A 22,878-nucleotide genomic window follows, 5' to 3' on the forward strand; every position below is an offset into this window, starting at 1 on the left:
AACGAAAGAGCCGCCAATAGGTTCCCTGATGCCGCTTACGGCACTTCGCCCAGCGTATCGGCGACGGTCGCGCCGCGCTCTCCCATCGGTTTCGGATCGCCGGTCGTCGAATCCCGCGCTGTCTGGTGTTCCATCTCGGCGTTTATCTCGGCGCCGATCAGGATGATCATCACCGAAATCCAGGTCCACATCATCAGGCCGATGACGGCGCCGAGCGCGCCATAGGTAGCGTTGTAGTTGGCGAAGTTTTCAAGATAGTAGGAGAAGCCGACAGAGGCCGCGATCCAGACCAATGTTGCCAGCGCCGCGCCCCAGCTTAGCCAGCGAAGTTTCGCGTGCTCGCGGCTCGGTCCGTAGCGATAGATCAGCGAGATGGCGATGCCGACCGCAATCAGCATCACCGGCCAGCGGCCGAGGCGGATCAGCGTTTCGGCCCAGCTCTCGATGCGCAGAACGGCGAGTGCCGCCGGAACGATACCAACCGTCAGCAGAAAGAGAACGCCGATGGCGATCGCGCCCAGCGTGAACGAAAACGAGACGAGATGCCGCTTCACGAAGGAGCGCTTCTCCTCCTCCTCATAGGCGACATTCATCGCCTCGAAGAGCGCCTTCACGCTGTTGTTCGCGCTCCAGAGTGCAACGCCGAGCCCGAGCAGGAAGCCCAGTCCGAGCGAGTTCGGCTTTTGCCGGAGCAACCCGTCGAGTTGCGCACGGATGAGCTCTAGCCCGTCAGTGGGCAGGAAGCCGCCGAGAAAGGCGATGTGGTCGGCGATGGTTTTGGGGTCGGCGACGAAGCCATAGATCGAAACGAAAGCGGCGAGGGCGGGGAAGAGTGCGAGCAGAATGTAGAAGCTGACGCCCGCCGCCACCAGCATCACGCTGTCCTCGTTGATTTTCGCCCAGACACGAAGAGCGACATCGCGCCAGCCCTTCGCCGGGATGTCGGAGGGTTGCTCTGCGCTACGGCCGCGGCCGCTTTGTCTTTGCCGTTCTTCTTCCGTCATCTTTGCCGTGGCCTTGTGGTTGTGCCGGGCATTACGCCATGGCCGATTCCGGCTGAGGCGCCGTCAATGCGCCGAGGCTCAGCCAGAGATGGAGGGCGATGGCCAGCAGCAAGCCGGCGGCGGCAAAGATCGTTATCCCGGTGCCGGACCGATTTCGTTCAGGGGCGCGTTCCATACTTCCTGAAAAACGCCGGCAGGGCCCGGACGTTCCGTCGCCGTCTAGATGACGCCCGCTTTCAGGAAATCATGGATATGGACCAGGCCGACCGGCCGTCCGTCCTCGACGACGAAGAGGCTGGTGATCTTTTTCTCGTTGAGGATTTTTACCGCTTCGGAGGCGAGGAGGCCGGGGGCGACCGTTTTCGGCGACCGGTTCATGATGTCGCTCGCGTTCCGCCCGAGCAGGCCCTCGCCCGAATTGCGGCGGATGTCGCCATCGGTGATGACGCCGACAAGCTTGCCCGCGCCGTCCACGATGCCGGCGCAGCCGAGGCTCTTCTGCGACATGACGAGGAGGACTTCGGACATCGGGGTGGCGGGCGCTGCCAGCGGCAGGGCGTCGCCGGTATGCATGACCTCGGAGACATGGCGGAGCATGGCGCCGAGCTTGCCGCCCGGATGGAAAACGCTGAAGTCGCGGGCGGAAAAACCTTTCCGTTCGAGCAGCGCCATCGCCAGCGCGTCGCCCAGCGCGAGCTGCATGGTGGTGGAGGTGGTCGGTGCGAGCTTGTTTGGGCAGGCCTCTTCGGCACGCGGCAGGAAGAGGCCGATATCGGCGGCGGTGCCGAGCGCGCTTTTTGCCTCCGCCGTCATGGCGACGAGCGGGATGGCGAACCGTTTTGCGTGCGAAATGATGCTGGAGAGTTCCGCCGTCTCGCCGGACCAGGACAGCGCCAGGATGACGTCGCCCGAGGTGATCATGCCGAGGTCGCCATGGCTTGCCTCTCCGGGATGGACGTAATGGGCCGGTGTGCCGGTGGAGGCGAGGGTCGCGGCGATCTTGCGGGCGATATGGCCGGATTTGCCCATGCCCGTCACGATGACGCGGCCGGTGGCCTCGCCGAGTTGTTCGACCGCCTCCGTGAAGGGCCCGTCAAGCGAGGCGGCGAGCTGCTTCAGCCCTTCGATTTCGAGCATCAGCGTGCGCTGGGCAGAGGCGAGATGGGCGGCGCGGGTATCCGGGATTTTCTGGTCGGTGGGACGGGGCAAGCTCTTCTCCTTGAGGCCGCCGCAGCCCGGTGGCGGTGCGGCGCCGGTCCTTTATATAACAGCTCGGGGGCGCTTGGCAGGCGGCGGCGTGATCTATTTGCCTCACTGCCGGGTTTCGGATCGGAAGTGGTGGGGCCTTTGCTTGTTTGTGAAACTGAAATCTCTACTCTCAGCCAGACGGACAAGTGAAACGGGGCCGGGAGCGGTGCCGAAAAGGATGGTTGTGTTCAACGGACTGGTAAGCCGATTACGTGGCGCGCTCGGGTCGGGCGGAAGCCCGGCCCAGGCTCCCGAGAACACGCGTCTTTACGCAATCGGCGACATCCATGGCCGCGCCGATCTGCTGACCCAGCTTCTGGAGCGCATCGCGGAAGATGCGCGGCGTCAGCCCTTCGACCGTAACATATTGATATTCCTTGGAGATTATGTCGACCGGGGGCTCCAGTCGCGGCAGGTGCTCGACCGGCTGACGGACGGTTTGATACCGGGCTTCGAACCGGTGTTTCTCAAGGGCAATCATGAGCAGGCGCTTCTGCAATTCCTCTCCGACGCCGCCTTCGGCCGCACCTGGAAATATTATGGCGGCCTCGAGACGCTTCATTCCTACGGTATCAAGGAACTCACCCTCTCCGACGACCCGCGCGATTTCGAGCAGGCGCGGGAACATTTCAGCGAGGTCCTCCCGGAGAGCCACCGGCGGTTCCTGACCGATCTCGCGCTCTCCGCAGAGTTCGGCGACTATTTCTTTACCCATGCCGGCGTTCGGCCGGGCGTGGCGCTGCACCGCCAGATCGAGGAGGACCTGCTATGGATTCGCGAGGATTTCCTCGAATCCGGCAGTCATTTCGGAAAAGTCGTGGTCCATGGCCATACGCCGAGAGAGGAAGTCGTGTTCCGGGCCAATCGCATTGGTGTCGATACCGGCGCCTATATGACGGGCGTGTTGACGGCGCTGGTTCTGGAGGGCGCATCGCGCCGCCTTCTCCAGACCGGAGAAGCGATGTCCTTCGCGGCTGCCAGCTAGCGGCCGAGATTTCCGGCCGGGAGGTTGGCATTTGCCTGTTTTGAAGTCATAAAACGGACAAGGTGTTACATAATATCGAGTTCCGGCTGCTGAAGGGCTTCCCCAGCCACCCGAGCGGCCCGGTTCGCGGCAGAACGATTTCGCCCAAGACCCCTCCCGGGCGGAAATTCGAGCGATAACAGAGGCTTACCCATGCGTTGGACTGCGGATTTTTTCGATTTTATGCCCGGTGACGGCAGCAGGTTTTTGGCCGCCGGATGGTTGCGCCGCGCGGCGCTGGCGGCTGGCGGGCTGCTTGTCCTGGTCCTGCTCTCCGCCTGCACGGATGGTCCGCGGACCAATGCGGCCGGCCCCGCTGCCGCCACCTCGGAGGGCGACGTGCCTTTGCCGCCGGATGCCGATATCGATTACAAGCTCGGCTCGGGCGACAGGCTCCGCGTCATCGTCTTCGGCGAGCCGGATCTTTCCGGCGAGTTCGATGTCAGCGGCTCCGGCAGGGCGGCCCTGCCTCTCATCGGCCAGGTCCAGGCGGAAGGTCTTACCCTCAGCACCTTCGAGGATGCGGTCGAGCAGAAGCTGCAGGAAGGCTATCTGACCAGCCCGCGCGTCAGCGTCGAGGTTCTGAATTACCGGCCCTTCTATATCTATGGCGAGGTGGGCGAACCGGGACAATATCCATACACGAGCGGCCTCACCGTGCTTAACGCGGTGGCCGTGGCGGGCGGCTATACCTACCGGGCGAACCAGAGCCGGGTCTACATCACACGCGGCACGGGCGACGAGGTCGAGTATCCGGCGAGCCAGGCCGTGAAGGTTCTCCCCGGCGACGTGGTCCGCGTGCCCGAGCGATTCTTCTGACGTGACTGGCTGTCGACCGGCCTGTGCAGCAGAAAAAAGCCCCCCGGCTGGAAACAAAACCCGCGCCGCGCATTCATGCTGCGGGGCAGTATAGCTATTTAAACCGGCGGTTGCAGAAGCGAGGTATTTTCGCAACGGCGAGAAAAAACTTCGACCGTCAGGGCGCCTGCGGCCCGCGGGAGCAAGAGTCGCGCGGGACTCGGATGCGGCTTGTGGTAAGATTTTGTTAGGAATGAATGGTCTGCAGGCTTCCGTTTCCGCTTCGCCGTTCTGTTGTATTTTTGTGAGACTGTGGGATTGGAACCGGCCCTTTCCGGCGCCGGTTTATCGGGTCTGACAGGGGAGTTAAGTCCATGATGAAGAACTTCTTTGCGGCAGCTGTGCTGGCGTTTGGCCTTGCTCTTGCCCCGGCGATGCTGGCTGTCTCGCCCGCCGCCGCACAAGGCAGCGTTGAGATGCAGGCTGAAGTCGAGGCCTTGATCCTGGCAAACCAGGATGACGAGGCGGCTCTCGAACTGGCGATCTCCACCTACATCACCTCCGCCGAGGATCCCGAGCTCGCCACCCAGGCCGTCATTGCGGCCCTCGTGAATTCGCAGAACCCGGAACTGGTGCAGCTGCTGATCGAAAAGCCCGGCCTCAAGCTCGCGGCCGGTCGCGGCATTGGCGCTGCGATCGCCATCGTTGCGCTCACTAATCCGACTGCTGCGGAAAACATGCTTGCCCTGGTGCAGGCGTCGGGCGATCAAACGCTGATCGCCGCCGTCGTCGAGGGTCGCGATGCCCAGACGGCGTCGCTTGTCGGTCGCGGTGTGGATACCGGTGCGGATGTGCTTGAGGGTGAAGAATCGACGCCTGAAGAGGCTGCGAGCGGCAACTGAAGATTTACAATTGCGTCGGTACGACGTTCCGCCCGGATGGCCGGTGCGGGGCGGTTTTGGGGGTGCGAGTCGTGACTAGTTTCAGCGGGAGAATATCCATGACACGTGGCAAAGCACGCGTTGCATCCCTGGCTGCGGGGATTTTGATGGCGTCTGCCTTCGCGGCCGACGCCCAGGAAGCCGAGGCAAATCTTGTTGATGCGCGCGGCCAGAGCGTCATGGAGCGGGAGCGTCCCGGTTACGATGCCGCCGGCATCCGCGCAGGCGGCTTCATGGTTTATCCCGAAGCCTCCATCTCGGGCGCCTTTAACGACAACATCTACGCGCTGCCCGGCAACGAGACGGATGATTTCATCACCACCGTTGCCGCCCGCGTCAATGCGAACTCCACCTGGAGCCGCCATGCAATCAGCCTGCGGGCCGGTGTTGCGCAGGATTTCTACGCCGACAATACCGACGAGAACCGTTTCAACTGGAATGTCGGCGTCGGCGGCCGGCTCGATGTGACGCGCGACACCTCGATCAATGCGAATGCGGGTTATGCCGTGCTTCATGAAGATCGCGGCGATCCGAATGCGCCTGCAGCGGCTGACGAACCCATTGAATACACGCTCTTCAATGCGGCGGCCGGCATCCAGCACAGGTTCAACCGGATCAGCGTGGGCCTCGATGGCGAATATCTCAGCTATGATTTCGACAACGCCGTTACCACGGCCGGCGCCCCGATCCTGCAGGATGACCGCGACCGCGAGGAATTCATCCAGCGTCTCCGTCTCGGGTATAATGTCTCGCCCGATACGCTCGTCTATGTGGAAGGGCAGCTCGATCAGCGCAAATACGACCTGCAGCCGCCCGCCGTCGCCACCAATCGCGACTCCGATGGTCGCCAGATCGTCGTCGGTTCGGAATTCCGCCTCACCAATCTCGCGCAGGGTGGCGTCTATGTCGGCTATCAGGAGCGCGAATATGACGATGCCGCGTTCGGCGATACGGACGGCATCGCTTATGGCGCCAATGTCGACTGGTTCGTGACGCCGCTTACGACGATCCAGTTCACGGCCGATGCCAGCGTGCAGGAAACCACTGTCGCCGGCTCTTCCGGCTACGACAGGCAGCAGTTCGGCGTTGGAGTGGACCATGAGCTGCTTCGCAACCTGATCCTGCGCGGCGCCTTGTCCTATGCCAATAACGACTACAATGATGCGGCGCGCGAGGACGACATCATCGGTGCGCGGGCGGGTCTCGTCTATCTGCTCAACCGTAATCTCGATCTCGAATTCGGCTACAACTACAGTGACCGGGATTCGAGCGTTCCGGCCTTCAGCTATACGCGGAACATCATCGGGCTCACCGTTACCGGCAAGCTCTGAACAGCTGGCTTAGCCGGACGAAGATACAGGGGGCAGGCAAGGCGAAAGCCTCGGCCTGCCCTGTCTGTTTGAGGGCCGGTAGTGACGGCTCCGCATAGGAACAAGAAACGGGCGTGTGTATGCTAGTGTTTGAGGCTGCGGATATGGGAATTCGGCGATGAATGCACCGGTTAAAGGCGCGTCGGCCAGGTCCGCCGGCGGTTCCCCCGACGGCCCGTCCGGGGCGCTCGACGACGGAATTCTCTCGCTGGACATTTCCGGTGTCGTGCGCGGCCTGCGTAAACGGCTGGGCATGATCGCCGGCATTACCGTCGTCCTGACGGCGCTGGTTGCTCTCGCCGTTTCCCAGATGACACCCCTCTACACCGGCGAAACCGTCATACTGCTCAGCAATCAGCAGATGCAGGTGGTCGACATCGAATCCGTGATGTCGGGCCGCACGAGCGAGGCCGCCGCCATCGACAGCGAAGTTCAGGTTCTTCAGTCGCGCAACCTGATCCGCCGGGTGGTCGAGGATCTGAACCTGGTTGAGGATCCCGAGCTCAACTGGCGCCTTGCGGAGCCGTCGCCGTGGCGCTGGGCAAACCCCGGCTACTGGATGAGGCTGGCGATGAGGGCGATTTCTCCCTCGGCGCCGGAAGCCGAAGATGCGCCGGAAGCCGAAGAGCGGCCGGAAGAAGCTGTCATCAGCGCCGTTCTCAGCCGGATGACGGTTCTGCGCCGTGGCGCCACCTATGTGATCGAACTCACCTTCGAATCCGAGAGCCCCGAAAAGGCGGCACGGATCGCCAATGCCATCGCGGATGCCTATGTTGTCGATCAGCTTGAGGCCAAGTTCGATGCGACGAAACAGGCCAATGAATGGCTGTCGCGCCGTCTCGACGATCTTCGGGTGCAGGTCTCCGAGGCAGAGCGCGCCGTGGAAATCTACCGTACCCAGCACGGGCTGGAGCAGGCATCCGGCCTCACCGTCGGTGAGCAGCAATTGTCGGAACTCAACGCCCAGTTGATTCTCGCGCGTGCGGCGCTGGTCGAGGCGAGGGCCAAATATTCCCGGGCGCGGCAGATCCGCAGCCAGGGTGGCAGCATCGAAAGCGTGGCGGACGTGCTCCAGTCGACCACGATCTCCGGCCTTCGCCAGAAACAGGCGGAGCTTGCGCGCGAAAAGGCCAATCTCTCCGCGAAATACGGTCCCCGGCATCCGGCGATCATCAATATCGAAGCGCAGCAGGCGGATATCGGCTCCCAGATCGGCGCCGAAGTCGGGCGCATCATCGAGAGCATCGCGAACAATGTGTCGGTGGCGGAAACGCGCGTGACGGCGCTTGAGGAAAGCCTCAGGCAGATCAAGGGCGACGCGGGCACGGACAATCAGGCGCTCATCCAGCTACGCGAACTCGAGCGAGAGGCGGCGTCGAGCCGTACCGTCTACGAGGCCTTCCTGAACCGCTTCAAGGAAACTTCCGAGCAGCAGGGCCTCCAGACGCCCGACACGCGGATCATTTCCGCCGCCATCGCTTCCTCCCGGCCCTCCTATCCGAACACCAAGCGCTTTGTCGGCATCGGCTTCGTTCTCGCGCTGTTCATCGCCATTGGCATCGCCCTTCTGGTCGAGCATTTCGATAATGCAATCCAGAGCGGGTCGGATATCGAGCAGGCGCTCGATCTGCCCCATCTGGTTTCGCTTCCCGTTGTGCCTTCCGAGAAGGGGGCGGACGGCAAGATCATGCCGCCGCATGACTATCTCCTCGCCAAACCGCTATCGGCTTTCTCTGAATCCCTGCGCAGTCTCCGCAGCGCGCTCCAATTGTCCAATGTCGACAATCCGCCCAAGCTGATCCTTTTCACCTCCGCGCTGCCGAGCGAGGGCAAGACCACCACCTCGGCAAGCTTTGCCCGCGCGGCGGCGGCGTCCGGGCTGAAGGTCGTTCTGATCGATTGCGACCTGCGGCATCCCTCGGTCCACCGCACCTTCGGCCTCGCCCGGCCGCAAGAGGGGCTCGTCGAACTTCTGGCGGAACGTCTCGAAGTTTCGGCGGTCGTCGTGAAGGATCCGAAATCCGACCTCGACATCATTCCGATCGCGGCCGGCACGGCCAATCCGCCCGACGTTCTCGGCTCCTCGCAAATGAAGCTGCTTCTGCAGCGTCTGGCGGATAGCTACGATCTGGTCGTGCTGGACAGCGCGCCGATCCTGCCGGTCTCGGATTCGCGCGTTCTCTCCCGGCTTGTCGACGAGACGGTGTTTGTCGTCCGCTGGGCGACGACTCCCCGCGATGCGGCGCAGACCGCGGTGAAAGAGCTCCGGCGCTACGAAGCCAATATCGCCGGCGTGGTTCTCGCCATTGTCGACACGGCCAAGCAGGCCCGCTACGGCTATGGCGATGGCGGCTATTACGGCCGCTACAGCAAGTACTATGTCAACTGACGGACGATCGCGGCGGATCGCGGCGGGTCTTTCCGTCGCAGCCGGCCTTCTACTGGTCGCTCTCGCCCTTCCGCGCGCCGCTGCCTATGGCATGATTGCGGCTGACGGCGGCATCGCGCAGGCGGCGATGAGGGCGCAGAAGCCCTTGTCCGCCGATCGGCTGCTCGCCGCCCGGGACCGCTATTCGGCGGCTCATTCCCTTCATCCCTCGGACGGCAATATCGCGCTCGATCTCGGCAGGCTGGACCTTCGCCATGCTCATGCGGCCGGGGATCGGGACGGGATGGCGGCGGCGGAGGCCGAGATGCGCGATGCGGCCGCTTCCATGCCCAATAATACCTTTGTCTGGACCGAGCTTGCCCGGACCGCCTTGTTGCGCGATGCGCCGGCGGAGCGGGCATCGGCCTATCTCCGTCTGTCCTGGCTCACGGGGCGCTTCGAGAGATCGGCGATGCGGGTCCGGCCTGCCGTCGCGCTCGCCTATTGGGACAGTCTGTCCGCCGATTTGCAGCGCATGACGCGGCAGGATATCGAGCGGATGTGGGAGGACAGAACGCTGCGGCGGCAGCTCCGCCTTCTCTATCTATCGCTCGATTATCCCGAACGCGTCCGCTTTCTTGACGTCGCTTTCGGCGAGAAAGAAAAGCGGAATGCTTTCTTTCGCTACACGCTGTGGAAGGCCGGGCTGACGAAGGAACTGGAACGCCTGCCCCGCTAACGCGGGCTGCGGCTGCCTGCCTTCGGCCAGGACTGGCTCATCGCGAAGCCCATGATGAAGGCATAGAGCACCGAGACGGCGGGCATTTGCAGGCTGAAATCGAAAAAGGCATGCAGGCCGACAAGCACCGTCGCCGCCACGCCGATTGCGGGGCCCGTGCGGTCGCGCCGCCGCCGCCACAGGCCGCGCAGCGCCTCGGCCGCGAGCAGCAGGATCGACAGGTTGAGCGCGATGGCGGCGGGGAGGCCGAGTTCCAGTGCGTTTTCCAGATAGTCGTTATGCGCCTTGTCCCAATAGAATTGCGTCGGCAGGCCTTCGGGCCGGTAGGCGGTGAAGACTTCCCGATAGGTGCCGTAGCCCGTTCCCTTCCAGGGCGCCGTCGCCACAGCGTCCATGGTCGCCGCATAGACGATGCCCCGGTCGTTCGTGGCGAGGTTCGCGTCCGCCCGTGCGATGCGGTCGGCGAAGAGCCCGCCATTGACCGCGAAGATCGCCGCCATGAGGGCGGCGACAAGCGCCCCGGCCGCCGCCGCGTGGCTCGTCCGCAATGTCCCTCCGCCCGCGAAGGCCAGCATGAGAACGCCGAGCGCCGCCATCGAACTCACGATGCCCGCGCGCGATCCCGTCAGAACCAGCGCCGTCATCAGCGCCAGCGTCGCGATGGTGCGGATGAGCGACTGGCTGAACATCGCCTCCGCGACAAGCGCCATGCGCTGGCGGGCTGGCCGCTCCAGCGTCAGCAGGTGGCGGAAACCGTTGATGAACCAGGCCACCGCGCAGAGCAGGGCGAGCCCCGCAAAGGTCGCGAAGGAGTTGCGGTTCACGAAGGTCGCGCTGAGCGCCTCGTGATAGTCCCATTTCCGCCAGATCAGGATCCAGTTGTTGCCGGAGAAATAGACCGCGATGCCGTAAAGCGCGTAGGCCGCGCCGATGAAGGCGACGGCGGCGAGTGCTACGCGCGCATTGCCGTCATGCCGCGTCAGCTGCAGCGACAGCCAGAAGACGGCCGCATAGGAGAGAAGCCGCATCAGGCCGGACAAGGTGGCCGCCGGGTTCACCGACAGGCTGGCGGCGAGCGGTTCGCCCAGCGCCGCCGCGGCTTCGGTCCAGATCGGGTCCGCCCAGCTCGCGGGCATGATGGGCAGCGCCTGCACCGCGATCCACGCCGCCACCGCGCCGAACAGGATCAGCGGCAGGCGGAGCTTTGCGGGCGAAACGGCGATGCGCCCTCCAATCGCGATATGCGCGCCCCAGCCGATCAGCAGCAGGCCCGCCCCCAGCGCCAGCAGCGCCGCCGGCAGCGGCCGGTTGCTCGCCAGCGGCAAGGGCGCCAGCGCCACAAGCGCGATCAGCCCCCGGAAGAGCCACCGCTCGGCGGCCGCTCCGCGCGCGTCCTTCGCCGCCGCCTCGCTCATCCCCTGCCTCCCCGCCGCCGCCCTTCGATGAGGACGGCAATGCCCGGCGCGTGGCTCCGCGATGCGAGGTAGCTCATGTGATGTTCGTCGCGCACCACGATATGCCCGTCAAAGGTCGCATGGCAGAAGGCGCCCTCGCAGAACTTCTCCCAGCCCTGATAGACGAGGACGCCCTCATCCTTCGCCGCGATGTCCGCGAGTACCGCGTGGGCGGGCGAGAGCATCGCTTCCTCATAGGCGCGGGGCACCTTGCATATCTCCCTGTCGTTCTTTTGCAGGAAGCGTTGGCGGATGACGCAGTCGCCGCCGCCATTCGGATAGACCGGTGCTTGTCCGAGCAGCACCACCCTCTTGCCCGCGCCGCGCAGGGCTGAGACGAGGCTCTGGAGGCCTTCGGCGAATTCGCGATAGGTCTCGGGTGCGGCCGGCGCGCGGGCGGCAACGGCTTCCCGGTCGGTCGTTGCATTCGACCAGAAGCCGGCAATGAAGACGGTGTCGATCCTCTCCATGCCGGCGAGCTTCGCGACGGCATTCTTCATGAAGGCGCGGCAGGAGCCGTCCGAATTGCCTTCGAGGATGCCGGTTGAAAGCGGTTCTGCCTCGAGAAGCGGCGTGCAGGCGGATTTCGTCCATTGCAGCGCGCCGAAGCCGCGCTCCTTGCCCGCCGCGTCGATGGCCGCGGCGTAGGAACCGGCATGGGAATCGCCGAGCAGCACCATGCGCGCTTCCGCCTCGCTGCCCGCGCCGAGCAGGCAGCCGTGCCCGCGCGGTTCCACCGCCTTGTTCGCATCCACCACGCATCCCTTCGGCCCGCGCGCGGGAACGTCGTGTTCCCGCTCCGCGATCAGCGTCGCCTCGCTCGCGCGTCCCGGCCAGCCGTCGCGTATATCGGTCGCAATGCCGGCGGCGAAGAGAAGGGCGAGTGTCGCAAGCGCCGTGCCGATGATGCGGCTGCGGGTTCGCGTCGTGGCGCTGTGCCCGCGAAAGGGTTTTTCGATGAAGTGCCAGCTCGCCACCGACACGGCGAGAATGACCGCCAGCGCCAGCGCGATTTCCACCGGTGTCAATGCGCGGGAGAGATAGATTTTCGTATAGACGAGGATCGGCCAGTGCCAGAGGTAAAGCGAATAGGAGATGAGCCCGATAAAGACCACCGGCCGCCAGGAAAGAAGCCGCCCCGCCGCGGTCGTCTCGTGCCGCCCGGAGATGATGATGAGCGCCGCGCCGAGGCAGGGAAAGAGAGCCGTGAGGCCGGGAAAGATCGTCTGTCCACTGACATAGATGAAGCAGGGCGCGATGGCGAGCGCCAGTCCCGCCCATGCCAGGCCTTCATTCGTCCTGCGTTCGAATACAGGCATAAAGCCGAGCGCAATGACGGCACCCATCAGCAACTCCCAGGCGCGCAGCGGCGAGTAATAGAATGCCGCCATCGGGCTCGCCACCGCCGCGTAGCAGGCAAGGGCGAAGGAGCCCCCCAGCGCAAGCCAGACAAGCGCGCGGCGGAAAGGCAGAAAGAAAGACGTCGCCAGCAGCGCCATGGCGAGCGGCCAGAGCAAATAGAATTGCTCCTCGACCGACAGCGACCATGTATGCAGCAGCGGGTTGTCGCCCGCCGCCGGCGCGAAATAATCGGTCTCCATCCTGAAATAGAAATTGGACACGAAGGCCGCCGTGGAGGCGAGCCTCGCCCCGTAATTCTCCATCTCGCCCGGCGGCAGGATGAACCAGGCGGCGAGGGAGGCGGCAATGGCCGCGGCGGCATAGGCCGGCAGGATGCGGCGGATGCGCCGGTCGTAGAAATTCAGCAGCGAAAAGCGCTTCTCCGCGACCTCGTCAAAGAGAATGCGGGTAATCAGATAGCCCGATATGACGAAGAAAATATCGACCCCGACAAAGCCGCCGGTGATGCCCGGCACGCCCGCATGGTAAAGAACCACGGACAGCACCGCGATGCACCGAAGACCATCGATGTCCCGGCGGTATTTCAGGCCGGGGCTGCCGGTAGCGGGGGCGCTGAACGACATGGAGCGGGAGCCTTCTGGACGGTGCCGGGGAAAAGCAGAAGCGGGGCCGGGTGCGGCACCATCATTGCAAGAGAATCTTCGCCAAACCAGCGCGATATGATCCGCCCATTCGGATAGTATCGCAGCAGCGGCGTTTTAAAAGGGGTCCGGATCTTGAGCTTCGATGATGGCGAGCGGCCGGGTGCCGGAAAGGAAACCGGCGGCGCCGAGCCCGCCCGGCACAAGCCGGGCACCCTTGTGCAGAAATCATTGACGGGTGCCTTCTGGACCTTCGGCGGCTCCGTCGTCCAGGCGGTCATGAAGATGCTGGTCCTCGCCGTTCTGGCGCGCCTGCTGACACCGCATGATTTCGGCGTGGTCGGCGCGGCGATGGTCGTGGTCGGCCTGCTCAACATATTCACGCAGCTCGGCGTCGGCCCGGCCATTGTCCAGCGGGTGGATTTGACCGACACGCATATAAAGACCGGCCAGACGCTCTCTCTCGCCATGGGTTTCATCACCGGCGCCATCTTCTATTTCTCGGCGCCCGCCATCGAAGGCTTCTTCCGCATCGACGGGGTTGCCGATGTGGTCCGCGTGCTGGCTTTCGTTTTTCCGCTGAAGGGCATGGCGATCGTCGCAGAGGGCCTTCTCCAGCGCAACATGCGCTTCCGCGACATGGCCGCCGTTGAATCCGCCAGCTATATTTTCGGCTATGCGCCGGCGGCCATCGTGCTTGCCGCGCTCGGCTGGGGGGCGGAGGCGCTTGCCATCGGCCTTCTGGCGCAGGCATTCCTGCTGCGCGTCGCCTATCGCTTTCTGGTCCGGCAGAAATTTTCGCTGGCGCTGGATAGCGGCGCGATGAAGCAATTGCTGAATTATGGCGGCGGCCACACGCTGGCGCGGCTCGGCAATTTCTCCGCCCTCAATGCGGATAATCTGGTCGTCGGCCGCTGGCTGGGGGCAGAGGCGCTCGGCATCTATGCGCGCTCCTATCAACTTATCATGCAGCCTGCCAATCTTTTCGGCACCGTGGTCGACAAGGTGCTCTTCCCGGCCATGGCGAGCGTGCAGGATGACAAGGAGCGCCTCGCCCGCGCCTATGAGCGGCTTACCGGCGTCGTGGCGATGATAACCCTGCCATTGAGCTTTGTGCTGATCGTCCTCGCGGATGAACTGATCCTCACGGTTCTCGGCGGGCAGTGGGGCGGCGTCGTCCTGCCGTTCCAGATTCTGGTTGTCACGCTGGTTTTCCGCACGGCCTACAAATTGGGGGACTCCTTGTGGCGTGCGGTAGGGGCGACTTATCGCGGAGCGGCTCGTCAGTGGACATATGCTGCCGCAGTGCTAGCCGGGGCGGCGTTTGGGCAGTTTTGGGGCATATCCGGCGTGGCCACTGGTGTAGGAATTGCAATTGCGGTGAACTTCTGGCTTACGCTGCTGATGTGTCGCAAGCTGATTAATATATCGCTCAAGAAGATCGGTGGGGCCTTGTTGCGTCATTTCGCCATCGCCCTTGCGGTGGGGGGTATAGCGCTGGCAGGCAAGCTTGCAATGTTGGAGTTTGGAGTTTCGGGGCCCGTCATACTGGTTGTAACCGGAGCCCTTTTGGCGGTATGCGCAATGTTGGCGTATCGTTTTTTAATAAGCATCTTCGGTGCCGAGGGCGAGTGGCTCAGAGATGTTGTTGTCGAAAAAATAAGTAAGAGAAAACGCTCCAGGACATTTGGGCGGTAGCGTAGCGCGAATTTTTTAAAGCAAAACAGTGGGGCTCATATGACATCGGAACTTCGACGCAAGTGGCGCAAAGTCAAACCTTCGTTCGTCGATACTGCCCTACGCCGGGCATATCCTCTATGGAGAGAGCTCAAGACTTTGTCGATGGCATGGCCCACGCTTTGGCGATATGCCATCGCATCTCAACGGGAATGGAAAAAAAGTCTGCCCGTTCAAGCGCATTCTTCCGTGCAAATATCGGGACTCCAAAATCTGGACGATATGGACGCCTTTTCTCGATGGCTGGGAATTATGGGCGCGCCGGAAGGGCATGACTCGTACTACTTGTCTCCGAGCAACTGGCGGAAGTCTTCACTAGCATTTCTTCTGGATCGCTACCCTTCGAATGTGGGCCTGAAAGTAAGCAAGAGTGCTGGAGGCGTTGATGCGTTTTATTCTCGCTTGTTTGCGGGGCGAAAGGCTCAGCAACTGCTGTCTGGAAGTCACAAAAGCCAGACCCTTTTATATAATTTTCTGTGCCTGAAAGGAATAAGCCCGCGACTCTATGATTTGGTAGAGATGGTCGATGAAGCAGGGAATAAACGCACTGCATACGTGGTCGAGCATGTAGAAGGGTCTGCTCCGAGTGCGGATGAACTCGACAGCGTCGTCTCTCGGCTAAAGTCTCTTGAGAGAGAGGGAATGATCAGGCTTGTTAGTGGCGACGGTTGGGAAAGCAGGGATTTTCAACGGCCAGACGGAAATGGAAATGTCGTTGTCGTTTCAGGACAGCAACCTCTTTACGTGGACGTGCATAATTTCATATTGGGCCGCTACGACCGGCATCTAAAGGAGACGGCGCGCGCAGTTTCCGGTGCGAGCCATTTTGGAAATAAAAGTATTCTTTTGGGCGGGAGCTATCTTTATCAAGAGATCCCCGGCATCCCTCTACCGGCAAAGCGGTCTCCGGCGCAGCGTATGAAAATCTATGACAGCTTGCTTGCCTCAGCAGGTGTCGATCTTTCTGGAAAAGTTGTTATGGATGTGGGTTGCAACCTCGGCCTCATGGGGGCCGAATATCTGCGACGGGGTGCGGCATGGGTTCATGGTTGGGATATGCCTCACGTCGTGGATGCATCTCATCAAACACTTTTATCCATTGGGTGTACGCGGTTCTCGCATACACCTGCGCATCTTTCCGACGACCTAAATCTGTTTGAAAGCTTGCCGGATCATATAAAGACAATTGATCGCGACGATGGTGTGCTCAATTATCTTGCAATCCGAGGGCATGTCGGTTGGTTGCGCGACATAAAGAACCTGCCTTGGCGGTTCATGATCTATGAGGGGCATCAAGACGACGCGCCTCTTGAACAATATGTTGCCGAGCTGAATGAATGGTTGCCTGTTCGCGTTGTAGCGCACAGCTCGGTGTTTGATGCAAATTCAACCAGTAGGGACAGCGCCATTATACAGCGCATCTGATTTGGCGTTATGCTGTCATATTCTCGACATGAAAACTTCACACCACAGTCAAAAGGGTAGGCGATAATTCAAGTCCGATGTGTTTTGTGTGTGGCGTGTGATGGTGATGATCGAGAGGCGGTATTTGCTGGCGGGTGGATGCCCTCGCAGCGGCACCACGATGCTGGCGGCCATGCTGGGCGCATCGCCCGAATGTATCGCGCCGCCTGAATCCGATTTCCTCATACCTCTCGCGAAGGCCATAAAAGGCGGCGAAATTCCCGCCACCGTCGATGCCATGCGCGGTTTCATCTCCGGCCATTGGCGCTTCCGCTTCTGGAATGTCGAAATCGAGGACCGTCCGCTTGCAATCGAGCAGCCGAACGATCCGTGGAGCATCTACCGGGCCGTCATTTTCGATGCGGTCGATTGTTATGCCCGGGCAAACGGCAAGCCCGATTGGCGGGTCTGGGTCGATCACCGGCCGGACAATATCCGCTGGGCGCGGTTCCTGGTCGACACCTTCCCGGATGCGGGCCTCGTGCATATCGTTCGCGACGGGCGGGCGGTGGCGCGCTCCGTCATTCCGCTCGACTGGGGCGCGAACGAAATTCTCTCTGCGGCCGATTTCTGGACCTCGCGCACGGCCTATGGTCTCGCCGCCGAGGCGTCCTTGCCCGGCAAGGTTCACCGCGTCCGCTATGAGGACATACTGGCCGAGCCGGAAGCCGAGCTTCGGCGTATTTGCGAGGCGATGGATATTTCCTTTACCGGGGATATGATCGAAAATCCGTCTACGGATGTTCCCTCCTATACGCAGGGCCAGCACCGGCATGTCGGGCAGCAGGTCAACAAGGCGCAGGCCGAGGCATGGCGTCAGGGCCTCACCCCCCATGAGATTGAACTTTTCGAAAGCAAGGCAGCATGGCTGCTGGAGCAACTGGGCTATGACTGCGTGGCGGGCATGGTGTCGCGAGGGCCGACCTTCGCCGAACGTTTGCAGGCGCAGCTTCGGAGCAAACTTATCCGCGGGCCTCTCAACAAGTATCTCGGAAAGGCGCGCCGGCGCCGTGCACTTGAGAGCTAGACCGTCTTGTCTATCGGGAGGCACCGGGCGCGTCCCGCCTGCCCCGGGGATTAGTTCTCTTCCGCGTCCCGGCAATTCTCGCATGACGGTTTCATGACAGTTCAATGACGGTCATTTCCGCGCCTCGTCCGCAGCGCGAGAACCCGCCTCTATCTATCTGTCCGGCCTCGCCTTTCCGCTTTGCGACAAATTCGCGACGGTTGCGTGACAGTGGCCTCCGGGCCCCGGCTTTTGGGGCTGTTTTGCTGCCGCGCTGCAGCATCCGGGCTGGCTTTCGCCTGCCGGGCGGGGCAATCTCTCCCCTGTGCCGGTTGAGGATAAGTAGCAGGATTTCCCCTCGTGATCGTGATGATGATCTGCCACTACGACGACACGAATTCGAGTGGCGGGCTCGACAAGCAGGCGCGGCTTTTGAGCCACACCCTGCGCGATGGCGGGGAAGACGTGATCATGCTGGCCAGTACGCGCAAATATGCGCGGGCCGGCTGGACGGACGACCGAGGCGTGCCGGTCCGCTATTTCTGGACCTATGCAAGCCCACAGGTTTCCGGGCGTTATCTGCCCGCGGCGCTGATCTGGGCGGTGCAGCTTTTCTTCTGGGTCTGGCGCAACCGGGCGAAGATCGACGTCATTCACGGTCATCAGATCCGCATTCATGCCTTTGTCGGCGCGCTCGCGAACCGGTTTTTCGGCATTCCCGCCATTCTGAAATCGGCCACCGGCGGCGAGGGGGCGGACATCAAGGCGATAGGGTCGCGCAAATATTTTGGCGCGCCGGGCCGTAATTTCGTCATCCGGCACACCGATATTTTCATCGCGACCACGAAATCGATCGAGGAAGATTTGCTGCGTTTCAACGTGCCGGCCGAGAAAATCCGCATCATTCCCAATGGTTTGCCGCTTGCGCCGCCCGCTCCCGGTGCGCCTGCGGAGGTCCGTTCGCGGCGCGCCCTTTTCCTCGGCCGCCTGGCGCCCGACAAGAACGCGCCGGAGCTTGCGCGTGCCGCATGTGAGCTTGCGGATGGCGCTTCGCTCACCGTCGATTTCTACGGGCGCGGGCGCGAGTTGCCGCAGCTTGAAGCGGCGCTGGCGGCGGCGGGCAATCCGGCCGTCACCTATCGCGGCTTCGTCGATCATCCGGGTACGATCCTGCGGGACTACGGCTATTTGCTGCTGCCCTCCAATGCGGAAGGCCTCTCCAACGCGATGCTCGAAGCGATGGCGCATGGTGTCGTTCCGGTCGCAACGCGGGTCAGCGGTTGTGTCGATCACATCACACCGGGGATAACCGGCTTCTTTTTCGACAGCATTTCGCATGAGGATTTGCTGCGCGGTTTGCGGCTTGTCCCCGCCACCTCCGTTGAAGAATGGCAGCGCATGTCGGCGGCGGCGGAGACTTATGCCCGGGCGCATTTCGACATCAGCAACGTCGCCGGTTCCTACCGGCAGCTATACGGGCACCTCTCCGGCGGGCAGGCAGCATGAAAATCGTTATTGCGACACATGGGTTCCTGCCGAATATCGGCGGCGTTTCGACCAATGTATCGATCCTGGCAAAGGGCTTCGTCGCGGCTGGCCATGACGTCACCGTCGTCACGCTAAGTCCAGGCCCCACCGAGGGTTATGGCCACAGGGTGATCCGCCGGCCGATGCCGTGGCAGCTTTTCCGGCTCTATCGGGAAGCGGATATCCTCATCCTGTCCAACCTCGCCATCAAGCTCATCTATCCCCTGCTTGTTCTGAAGCGTCCCTTCGCGCTCCGCCACCATTCGGAAAGCGCTTTCCGGCTCTCTTCCTCGCCTTTTTCCATCGATATGCTGCGCCGCGCCGTGTTGCCGCGCGCGCGGCATTTCATGACAAGTGCCTATGTCGGACGGCGGAGCGGCTTCCCGGACTATTCGATCACGCATCCCTTCGCGAACCCGCATCACATCACCGCCGACATCATCCTCCCTGCAAAAGACCGCGCAAATGCTGTGTTTGTGGGGAGGCTCGAGCCGGAAAAAGGCATCCTCTATCTGCTCGACCGCTGGGCGGATATCCGCGCCGCCCTTGGCGTCGACAGGCTCCGGGTCATCGGCAATGGCAGCCTCGTCGCCGAGGTCGAACGGCGTATTGCGGCCGGCGAAGTGAGCCATGTGGATTATGTCGGCCATTTGCAGCGCGGCGAAACGGCACGCGAAATGGGCCGCGCCGCCTTTTCGCTGGTGCCTTCCCTATGGGAAGAGCCCTTCGGCGCGGTCAGCCTCGAATCCCTCGCCGCAGGCGCCGTCGTCATCCATACCGATCGCGGCGGCTTGCCGGAAACGACCGGCGGCCTCGGCATTTCCTTCAATCCCGACGATCCGGCGAGCCTTGCCAAGGCGCTCGTCGAGGCGCGTGACCTGTGCGCAAGGCTGCTCGCGTCTCCCGATGAAGAAGCTCGCTACATGGCGGAAGTGGCTGCACATGCAGGGAAATTTCGGCCGGAAGTCGTCGTCGAGAAAATCATTTCGGTCATGACCAGCCATGAGTGACCTTTCCGCACCGCGCCATGCAGGCATGACGGCTCTTGCCGCGCGGCATGACGAGATTGCCGGACTTGTCCCCGGCGACAGGCGCATCGCCTATCTTGACTACCCGCTCGGCAAGAATGTCGGCGACCTGCTCATCATGCTGGGCACGCTGAAATTCTTCGAGCGGCATGGGCTGAAAGTGCGGTTGTCGCGGACGCTGAAGAACACGCCGCCGCGCGGCCGCCTGCCGATCGGTGAGGGGGATACGATCGTCCTGCAGGGCGGCGGCAATTTCGGCGATCTCTACCCGCATATCCAGAATTACCGCGAGCGCATCATCGAGGAATATCCAGACCACAAGGTTCTGATTTTTCCGCAAACGATCTTCTTCAAGGACAAGGAGAAGCTCAAGCGGTCCGCCGAGAAAATGATGAGGCATCCCGATCTCACATTTTTTGTCCGCGACAGGGCAAGCGAGGCGCTGGCGCGGCCGCTGTTCGGCGAAAAGGTCAGGCTGGTGCCCGACATGGCGCATCAGCTCTGGCCGGATCTCCATCAGCGGATCGGGAGTCGAGGAGAACAGGCGTCAAATCCGCTGTTCTTCATTCGAAAGGACGAAGAAGCGGGGGATTCCTTCGCGGCGATCGAGGCGCACAAGGCGCAATTTCTCGACTGGGAGGATGTGAACTACACATCCTTGCGCGTCTGGAAGCGCGTGTTTGACGAACTCGCGCAGCTGGAGCTGCGGCTGGGCTTCTCCTTCGGACTGGAAGCCGCCTACTTCAATATCATCCGCGGCGAGGTGGATAAAGTTGCCCGCCGGATGGCTCGGCATGATGTGTGGATTACGTCGCGCCTGCACGGCTTTATCCTCGGACTGCTGCTCGGCAAGCCGGTCTTCGCCATCGACAACAGCTACGGCAAGCTTTCGTCCTATGTGGAGACGTGGCGGGAAGATATTCGCGACATCAAGCTTCTCTCCGGCGAAACCGATGCTGAAGAGGCAATCGCCTTCCTCAACAAGGCGCGCGGGCTCGACCGCCATGCTCTCTGGCAGGCCTATAGCGACACTTGCCGGTAATCTAGGCGGGATTGCTGTAGGTCCGGCGCGCCGTTTCGGCCCAGGAGAATTTGCGGGCATGCGCGCGGCACAGTTGAGCCACCGGAATCTTTTCTTTCAAGGCATTCAGGTCATGTATCGCGCCGGCGATGGCCTTGGCGGTTTCGGAGCCGACGAGGATGCCGGTTTCTCCGTCGGCGACGACCTCGGAAATGCCGCCGCTGCGCGTCGCGACCGAGGGGCATCCCAGGGCGGCTGCTTCCAGCAGCACAAGCCCGAAGCCCTCAATCTTTCCAGGCAGCGGCAGAGCGCATAGAAGCTGCATCGATGCTCTCCTGTACAGGCGCCCGAGATCATCGCGAGAGACGGCGCCAGCGAGCTTCATGTCAATGCCGAGAGCCGCCGCCTTGTCCCGGATCGCCTGCTCGTAAATCTTATCCACGGTGCGGCCGCAGACAACATAGTTGATCGTTTTCTCCGGATGGGTGGCCTGATACTCGGCTATGGCATCAAGCGCCAGGAGATGTCCCTTGCGAGGCTCAAGCCGCCCGACGGTGCAGATCACCTCGGCGCTTTCCGGTATTGCTGCGAGGTCCGGATGTTCGAAGGCGCCTGCCGGTTCGACAAACCAGTCTTCTCCGACGCCGAGCGGGACGGTGAAACAGGGCGCGCAGCGCGGAAAATTGCGGTCGTAAATCGACTTCGTGAAATCGGAATTGGAGAGAACACGGTCGGCGGCAAAATAGACGGCCCATGCCACAAGCTTGGAAGGAGACCAGCGGTCGAACTTCGCCACGTCGCTGCCATGTGCCATCACTATGTAATGGCGGCCCATGAGGATGCGCGCCACGAGGCAGATTATGGCCGCGCGAATGTCCGCCGCATGGTTGAGTGTGTTGCGATCCAGCCGGGCGATGTGACGCAGGGTCGAAAACAGGCCACGCAGCGTGAGCTTGTGGTGGCTCAGCAGCCGAGAGACAGGGAGATCGGTGTCGTGCGTATCCGGATAGACGGGCGCTACCACCGACACTTTTGTGAAAGCCGACGCTTCCGTCGCCAGATTATGCGCATAGCTCGCAATGCCGCCCGGAAAGGGCGGATATTCGAACGCGATCACGCATAAAGCCGGTGTGCTTCCGCGGGGCGTGGTTTCGTTCATTCGCGAATCCAGTTCATCAAGCGGTCCGGCCTCTTATGGCGCGTCGTACAGTCCAGAAGGATTGACGGAGGGCCGGGCCGATCCAGGCCGGCAGCAGAGATATCGCGAGATAGGCATAGATGCGCCAGTAAGGCGGATCCGACTGAAAGGCCTGCCACAGATAGCCGAGAGCCTCGTTTCTTTCGCCATGCTTCGCGCAATCATTGGCAGTCGCAGCATATCGACGTGCCATTCGCTTCGCGGCGAGAGGCTTCAACCGAGGGTTACGCGCGGTAAACCGTTCGGTGAGACGGATCGCGACGGGTAACAATCCGCCGAGCCTCGCCGTCAGGTTCTTCCCATGGCGGCGTTTGTAAAGAAAGCCGCCGGGTACGTGTTGAAAGCGCCAATTTTCGGCAATGCGAAGAAACATTTCCGTGTCTTCACCGAGGCGTATTTCGGCGTCGAACGGACCGACATCGTCGAATACCGCCCGCCGGATGATTGCCGTGGAGGGAATAACCGGCGCGTCGTGAATGAAATACTCTTCAAGCAACTTGTCGTTCGAGGCCTGGTATGCGCGAACAAGAACAAGACGCGCATCAGAAGCGTCTGGAAGGGTGAAATCGTAGAAATCGCTATAGACAAGTCCGACGGTGGGCGCCTTTGCCAAAACGGCCAGTTGGGCGGCTGTTTTTCCCGGCGTCCAGTAGTCGTCACCGTCGAGGAGGGCGATGAGATCTCCCCGGGCTTCCTTCAGTGCGAGGTTTCTTGCGCCCGGGAGGCCTATGCCGTCAGCAGGAATTATCCGCAGCTTGTCTATTTCATCGGACAATTGCTCCAGCAGAGCTTGCGAGCCGTCACTTGAACCATCATTTACGACGATAATTTCGGCGATCTCCGAATAGGCAGTCTGATCCACGACGCTTCTTATCGCCTGTTCAATGAATTGCTCTTCATTGTGACAAGTCATGATTACCGTTATGGCCATGCAACCTTTTCCTGCTC

19 protein-coding genes are annotated in these 22,878 nt (G+C 62.0%); 12 read left to right on the top strand and 7 right to left on the bottom strand.

Going from position 1 to position 22,878, the window contains the following annotated elements; genetic code table 11:
- Window positions 1-35: 35 nt before the first annotated feature.
- Genes PLAV_RS09625 through PLAV_RS09630 form a run of 3 tightly spaced genes read right to left on the bottom strand, consistent with a single transcriptional unit; the run spans window position 36 to window position 2,213 of the window.
- Entirely contained in the window at window positions 36-1,004 is a 969-nt protein-coding gene (locus PLAV_RS09625) for a YihY/virulence factor BrkB family protein (RefSeq protein WP_012110811.1), read from the bottom strand.
- 31 nt (window positions 1,005-1,035) lie between these two features.
- The gene (locus PLAV_RS19655) at window positions 1,036-1,179 is read right to left on the bottom strand and encodes a hypothetical protein (RefSeq protein ID WP_168713185.1); all 144 of its coding nucleotides are present in this window, start codon (window positions 1,177-1,179) and stop codon (window positions 1,036-1,038) included.
- A 44-nt stretch (window positions 1,180-1,223) separates the two neighbouring features.
- Window positions 1,224-2,213: a KpsF/GutQ family sugar-phosphate isomerase gene (locus PLAV_RS09630; RefSeq protein ID WP_012110812.1), complete on the bottom strand. Its 990-nt coding sequence runs from the start codon at window positions 2,211-2,213 to the stop codon at window positions 1,224-1,226.
- 217 nt (window positions 2,214-2,430) lie between these two features.
- Here PLAV_RS09630 and PLAV_RS09635 point away from each other — a divergent pair, with 217 nt between their 5' ends.
- From PLAV_RS09635 to PLAV_RS09660, 6 genes are all read left to right on the top strand, one after another.
- Window positions 2,431-3,237: a metallophosphoesterase family protein gene (locus tag PLAV_RS09635; RefSeq protein WP_012110813.1), complete on the top strand. Its 807-nt coding sequence runs from the start codon at window positions 2,431-2,433 to the stop codon at window positions 3,235-3,237.
- Between the two features lie 192 nt (window positions 3,238-3,429).
- Window positions 3,430-4,095, top strand: a complete 666-nt coding sequence (locus tag PLAV_RS09640) for a polysaccharide biosynthesis/export family protein (RefSeq protein WP_012110814.1) — start codon at window positions 3,430-3,432, stop codon at window positions 4,093-4,095.
- Between the two features lie 353 nt (window positions 4,096-4,448).
- A complete protein-coding gene (locus PLAV_RS09645; protein WP_012110815.1) occupies window positions 4,449-4,976 on the top strand; it encodes a hypothetical protein in 528 nt (175 codons plus the stop codon).
- Window positions 4,977-5,074: 98 nt separating this feature from the next.
- Window positions 5,075-6,346 (top strand): outer membrane beta-barrel protein, encoded by a 1,272-nt coding sequence (locus PLAV_RS09650; protein WP_012110816.1) that lies wholly within the window; start codon window positions 5,075-5,077, stop codon window positions 6,344-6,346.
- 157 nt (window positions 6,347-6,503) lie between these two features.
- Window positions 6,504-8,774, top strand: a complete 2,271-nt coding sequence (locus tag PLAV_RS09655; protein WP_012110817.1) for a GumC family protein — start codon at window positions 6,504-6,506, stop codon at window positions 8,772-8,774.
- Entirely contained in the window at window positions 8,764-9,492 is a 729-nt protein-coding gene (locus PLAV_RS09660) for a hypothetical protein (RefSeq protein ID WP_012110818.1), read from the top strand. The genes PLAV_RS09655 and PLAV_RS09660 overlap by 11 nt, the downstream gene beginning before the upstream one ends.
- Here the strand turns inward: PLAV_RS09660 and PLAV_RS09665 are convergent.
- Both PLAV_RS09665 and PLAV_RS09670 read right to left on the bottom strand, forming a co-directional pair.
- The gene (locus PLAV_RS09665; protein ID WP_012110819.1) at window positions 9,489-10,907 is read right to left on the bottom strand and encodes an O-antigen ligase family protein; all 1,419 of its coding nucleotides are present in this window, start codon (window positions 10,905-10,907) and stop codon (window positions 9,489-9,491) included. The two genes, PLAV_RS09660 and PLAV_RS09665, sit on opposite strands and share 4 nt — an antisense overlap.
- Window positions 10,904-12,931 (bottom strand): acyltransferase family protein, encoded by a 2,028-nt coding sequence (locus PLAV_RS09670; RefSeq protein WP_012110820.1) that lies wholly within the window; start codon window positions 12,929-12,931, stop codon window positions 10,904-10,906. The genes PLAV_RS09665 and PLAV_RS09670 overlap by 4 nt, the downstream gene beginning before the upstream one ends.
- A gap of 153 nt (window positions 12,932-13,084) precedes the next feature.
- On the opposite strand from PLAV_RS09670, the gene PLAV_RS09675 reads away from it, so the two are divergent.
- From PLAV_RS09675 to PLAV_RS09705, 6 genes are all read left to right on the top strand, one after another.
- Window positions 13,085-14,647 (top strand): lipopolysaccharide biosynthesis protein, encoded by a 1,563-nt coding sequence (locus PLAV_RS09675; RefSeq protein WP_012110821.1) that lies wholly within the window; start codon window positions 13,085-13,087, stop codon window positions 14,645-14,647.
- A 39-nt stretch (window positions 14,648-14,686) separates the two neighbouring features.
- Window positions 14,687-16,111 (top strand): hypothetical protein, encoded by a 1,425-nt coding sequence (locus PLAV_RS19500; protein WP_012110822.1) that lies wholly within the window; start codon window positions 14,687-14,689, stop codon window positions 16,109-16,111.
- Between the two features lie 106 nt (window positions 16,112-16,217).
- Window positions 16,218-17,177 (top strand): sulfotransferase family protein, encoded by a 960-nt coding sequence (locus tag PLAV_RS09690; RefSeq protein ID WP_012110823.1) that lies wholly within the window; start codon window positions 16,218-16,220, stop codon window positions 17,175-17,177.
- Between the two features lie 348 nt (window positions 17,178-17,525).
- Window positions 17,526-18,662: a glycosyltransferase family 4 protein gene (locus PLAV_RS09695; protein WP_012110824.1), complete on the top strand. Its 1,137-nt coding sequence runs from the start codon at window positions 17,526-17,528 to the stop codon at window positions 18,660-18,662.
- Window positions 18,659-19,693: a glycosyltransferase family 4 protein gene (locus PLAV_RS09700; RefSeq protein WP_012110825.1), complete on the top strand. Its 1,035-nt coding sequence runs from the start codon at window positions 18,659-18,661 to the stop codon at window positions 19,691-19,693. The genes PLAV_RS09695 and PLAV_RS09700 overlap by 4 nt, the downstream gene beginning before the upstream one ends.
- On the top strand, window positions 19,686-20,753 hold the full coding sequence (locus PLAV_RS09705; RefSeq protein WP_012110826.1) for a polysaccharide pyruvyl transferase family protein: 1,068 nt from the start codon (window positions 19,686-19,688) through the stop codon (window positions 20,751-20,753). Before PLAV_RS09700 ends, PLAV_RS09705 begins: the two co-directional genes overlap by 8 nt.
- Before the next feature lies 1 nt (window position 20,754).
- Here the strand turns inward: PLAV_RS09705 and PLAV_RS09710 are convergent, their stop codons facing one another.
- Both PLAV_RS09710 and PLAV_RS09715 read right to left on the bottom strand, forming a co-directional pair.
- Complete coding sequence (locus tag PLAV_RS09710) at window positions 20,755-21,891, bottom strand: glycosyltransferase family 4 protein (RefSeq protein WP_012110827.1); 1,137 nt, start codon at window positions 21,889-21,891, stop codon at window positions 20,755-20,757.
- 16 nt (window positions 21,892-21,907) lie between these two features.
- Complete coding sequence (locus PLAV_RS09715) at window positions 21,908-22,861, bottom strand: glycosyltransferase family 2 protein (RefSeq protein WP_012110828.1); 954 nt, start codon at window positions 22,859-22,861, stop codon at window positions 21,908-21,910.
- Window positions 22,862-22,878: the final 17 nt, after the last annotated feature.

This window comes from Parvibaculum lavamentivorans DS-1, assembly GCF_000017565.1.
GTDB classification, from domain to species: domain Bacteria; phylum Pseudomonadota; class Alphaproteobacteria; order Parvibaculales; family Parvibaculaceae; genus Parvibaculum; species Parvibaculum lavamentivorans.

Bases quoted from the DNA above. Each gene is read 5' to 3' on its own strand.
- PLAV_RS09625 (WP_012110811.1), bottom strand. From the start codon at position 1,004: ATGACGGAAGAAGAACGGCAAAGACAAAGCGGCCGCGGCCGTAGCGCA.
- PLAV_RS19655 (WP_168713185.1), bottom strand. From the start codon at position 1,179: ATGGAACGCGCCCCTGAACGAAATCGGTCCGGCACCGGGATAACGATC.
- PLAV_RS09635 (WP_012110813.1), top strand. From the start codon at position 2,431: ATGGTTGTGTTCAACGGACTGGTAAGCCGATTACGTGGCGCGCTCGGG.
- PLAV_RS09640 (WP_012110814.1), top strand. From the start codon at position 3,430: ATGCGTTGGACTGCGGATTTTTTCGATTTTATGCCCGGTGACGGCAGC.
- PLAV_RS09645 (WP_012110815.1), top strand. From the start codon at position 4,449: ATGATGAAGAACTTCTTTGCGGCAGCTGTGCTGGCGTTTGGCCTTGCT.
- PLAV_RS09650 (WP_012110816.1), top strand. From the start codon at position 5,075: ATGACACGTGGCAAAGCACGCGTTGCATCCCTGGCTGCGGGGATTTTG.
- PLAV_RS09655 (WP_012110817.1), top strand. From the start codon at position 6,504: ATGAATGCACCGGTTAAAGGCGCGTCGGCCAGGTCCGCCGGCGGTTCC.
- PLAV_RS09660 (WP_012110818.1), top strand. From the start codon at position 8,764: ATGTCAACTGACGGACGATCGCGGCGGATCGCGGCGGGTCTTTCCGTC.
- PLAV_RS09665 (WP_012110819.1), bottom strand. From the start codon at position 10,907: ATGAGCGAGGCGGCGGCGAAGGACGCGCGCGGAGCGGCCGCCGAGCGG.
- PLAV_RS09670 (WP_012110820.1), bottom strand. From the start codon at position 12,931: ATGTCGTTCAGCGCCCCCGCTACCGGCAGCCCCGGCCTGAAATACCGC.
- PLAV_RS19500 (WP_012110822.1), top strand. From the start codon at position 14,687: ATGACATCGGAACTTCGACGCAAGTGGCGCAAAGTCAAACCTTCGTTC.
- PLAV_RS09690 (WP_012110823.1), top strand. From the start codon at position 16,218: ATGATCGAGAGGCGGTATTTGCTGGCGGGTGGATGCCCTCGCAGCGGC.
- PLAV_RS09695 (WP_012110824.1), top strand. From the start codon at position 17,526: ATGATGATCTGCCACTACGACGACACGAATTCGAGTGGCGGGCTCGAC.
- PLAV_RS09700 (WP_012110825.1), top strand. From the start codon at position 18,659: ATGAAAATCGTTATTGCGACACATGGGTTCCTGCCGAATATCGGCGGC.
- PLAV_RS09705 (WP_012110826.1), top strand. From the start codon at position 19,686: ATGAGTGACCTTTCCGCACCGCGCCATGCAGGCATGACGGCTCTTGCC.
- PLAV_RS09710 (WP_012110827.1), bottom strand. From the start codon at position 21,891: ATGAACGAAACCACGCCCCGCGGAAGCACACCGGCTTTATGCGTGATC.
- PLAV_RS09715 (WP_012110828.1), bottom strand. From the start codon at position 22,861: ATGGCCATAACGGTAATCATGACTTGTCACAATGAAGAGCAATTCATT.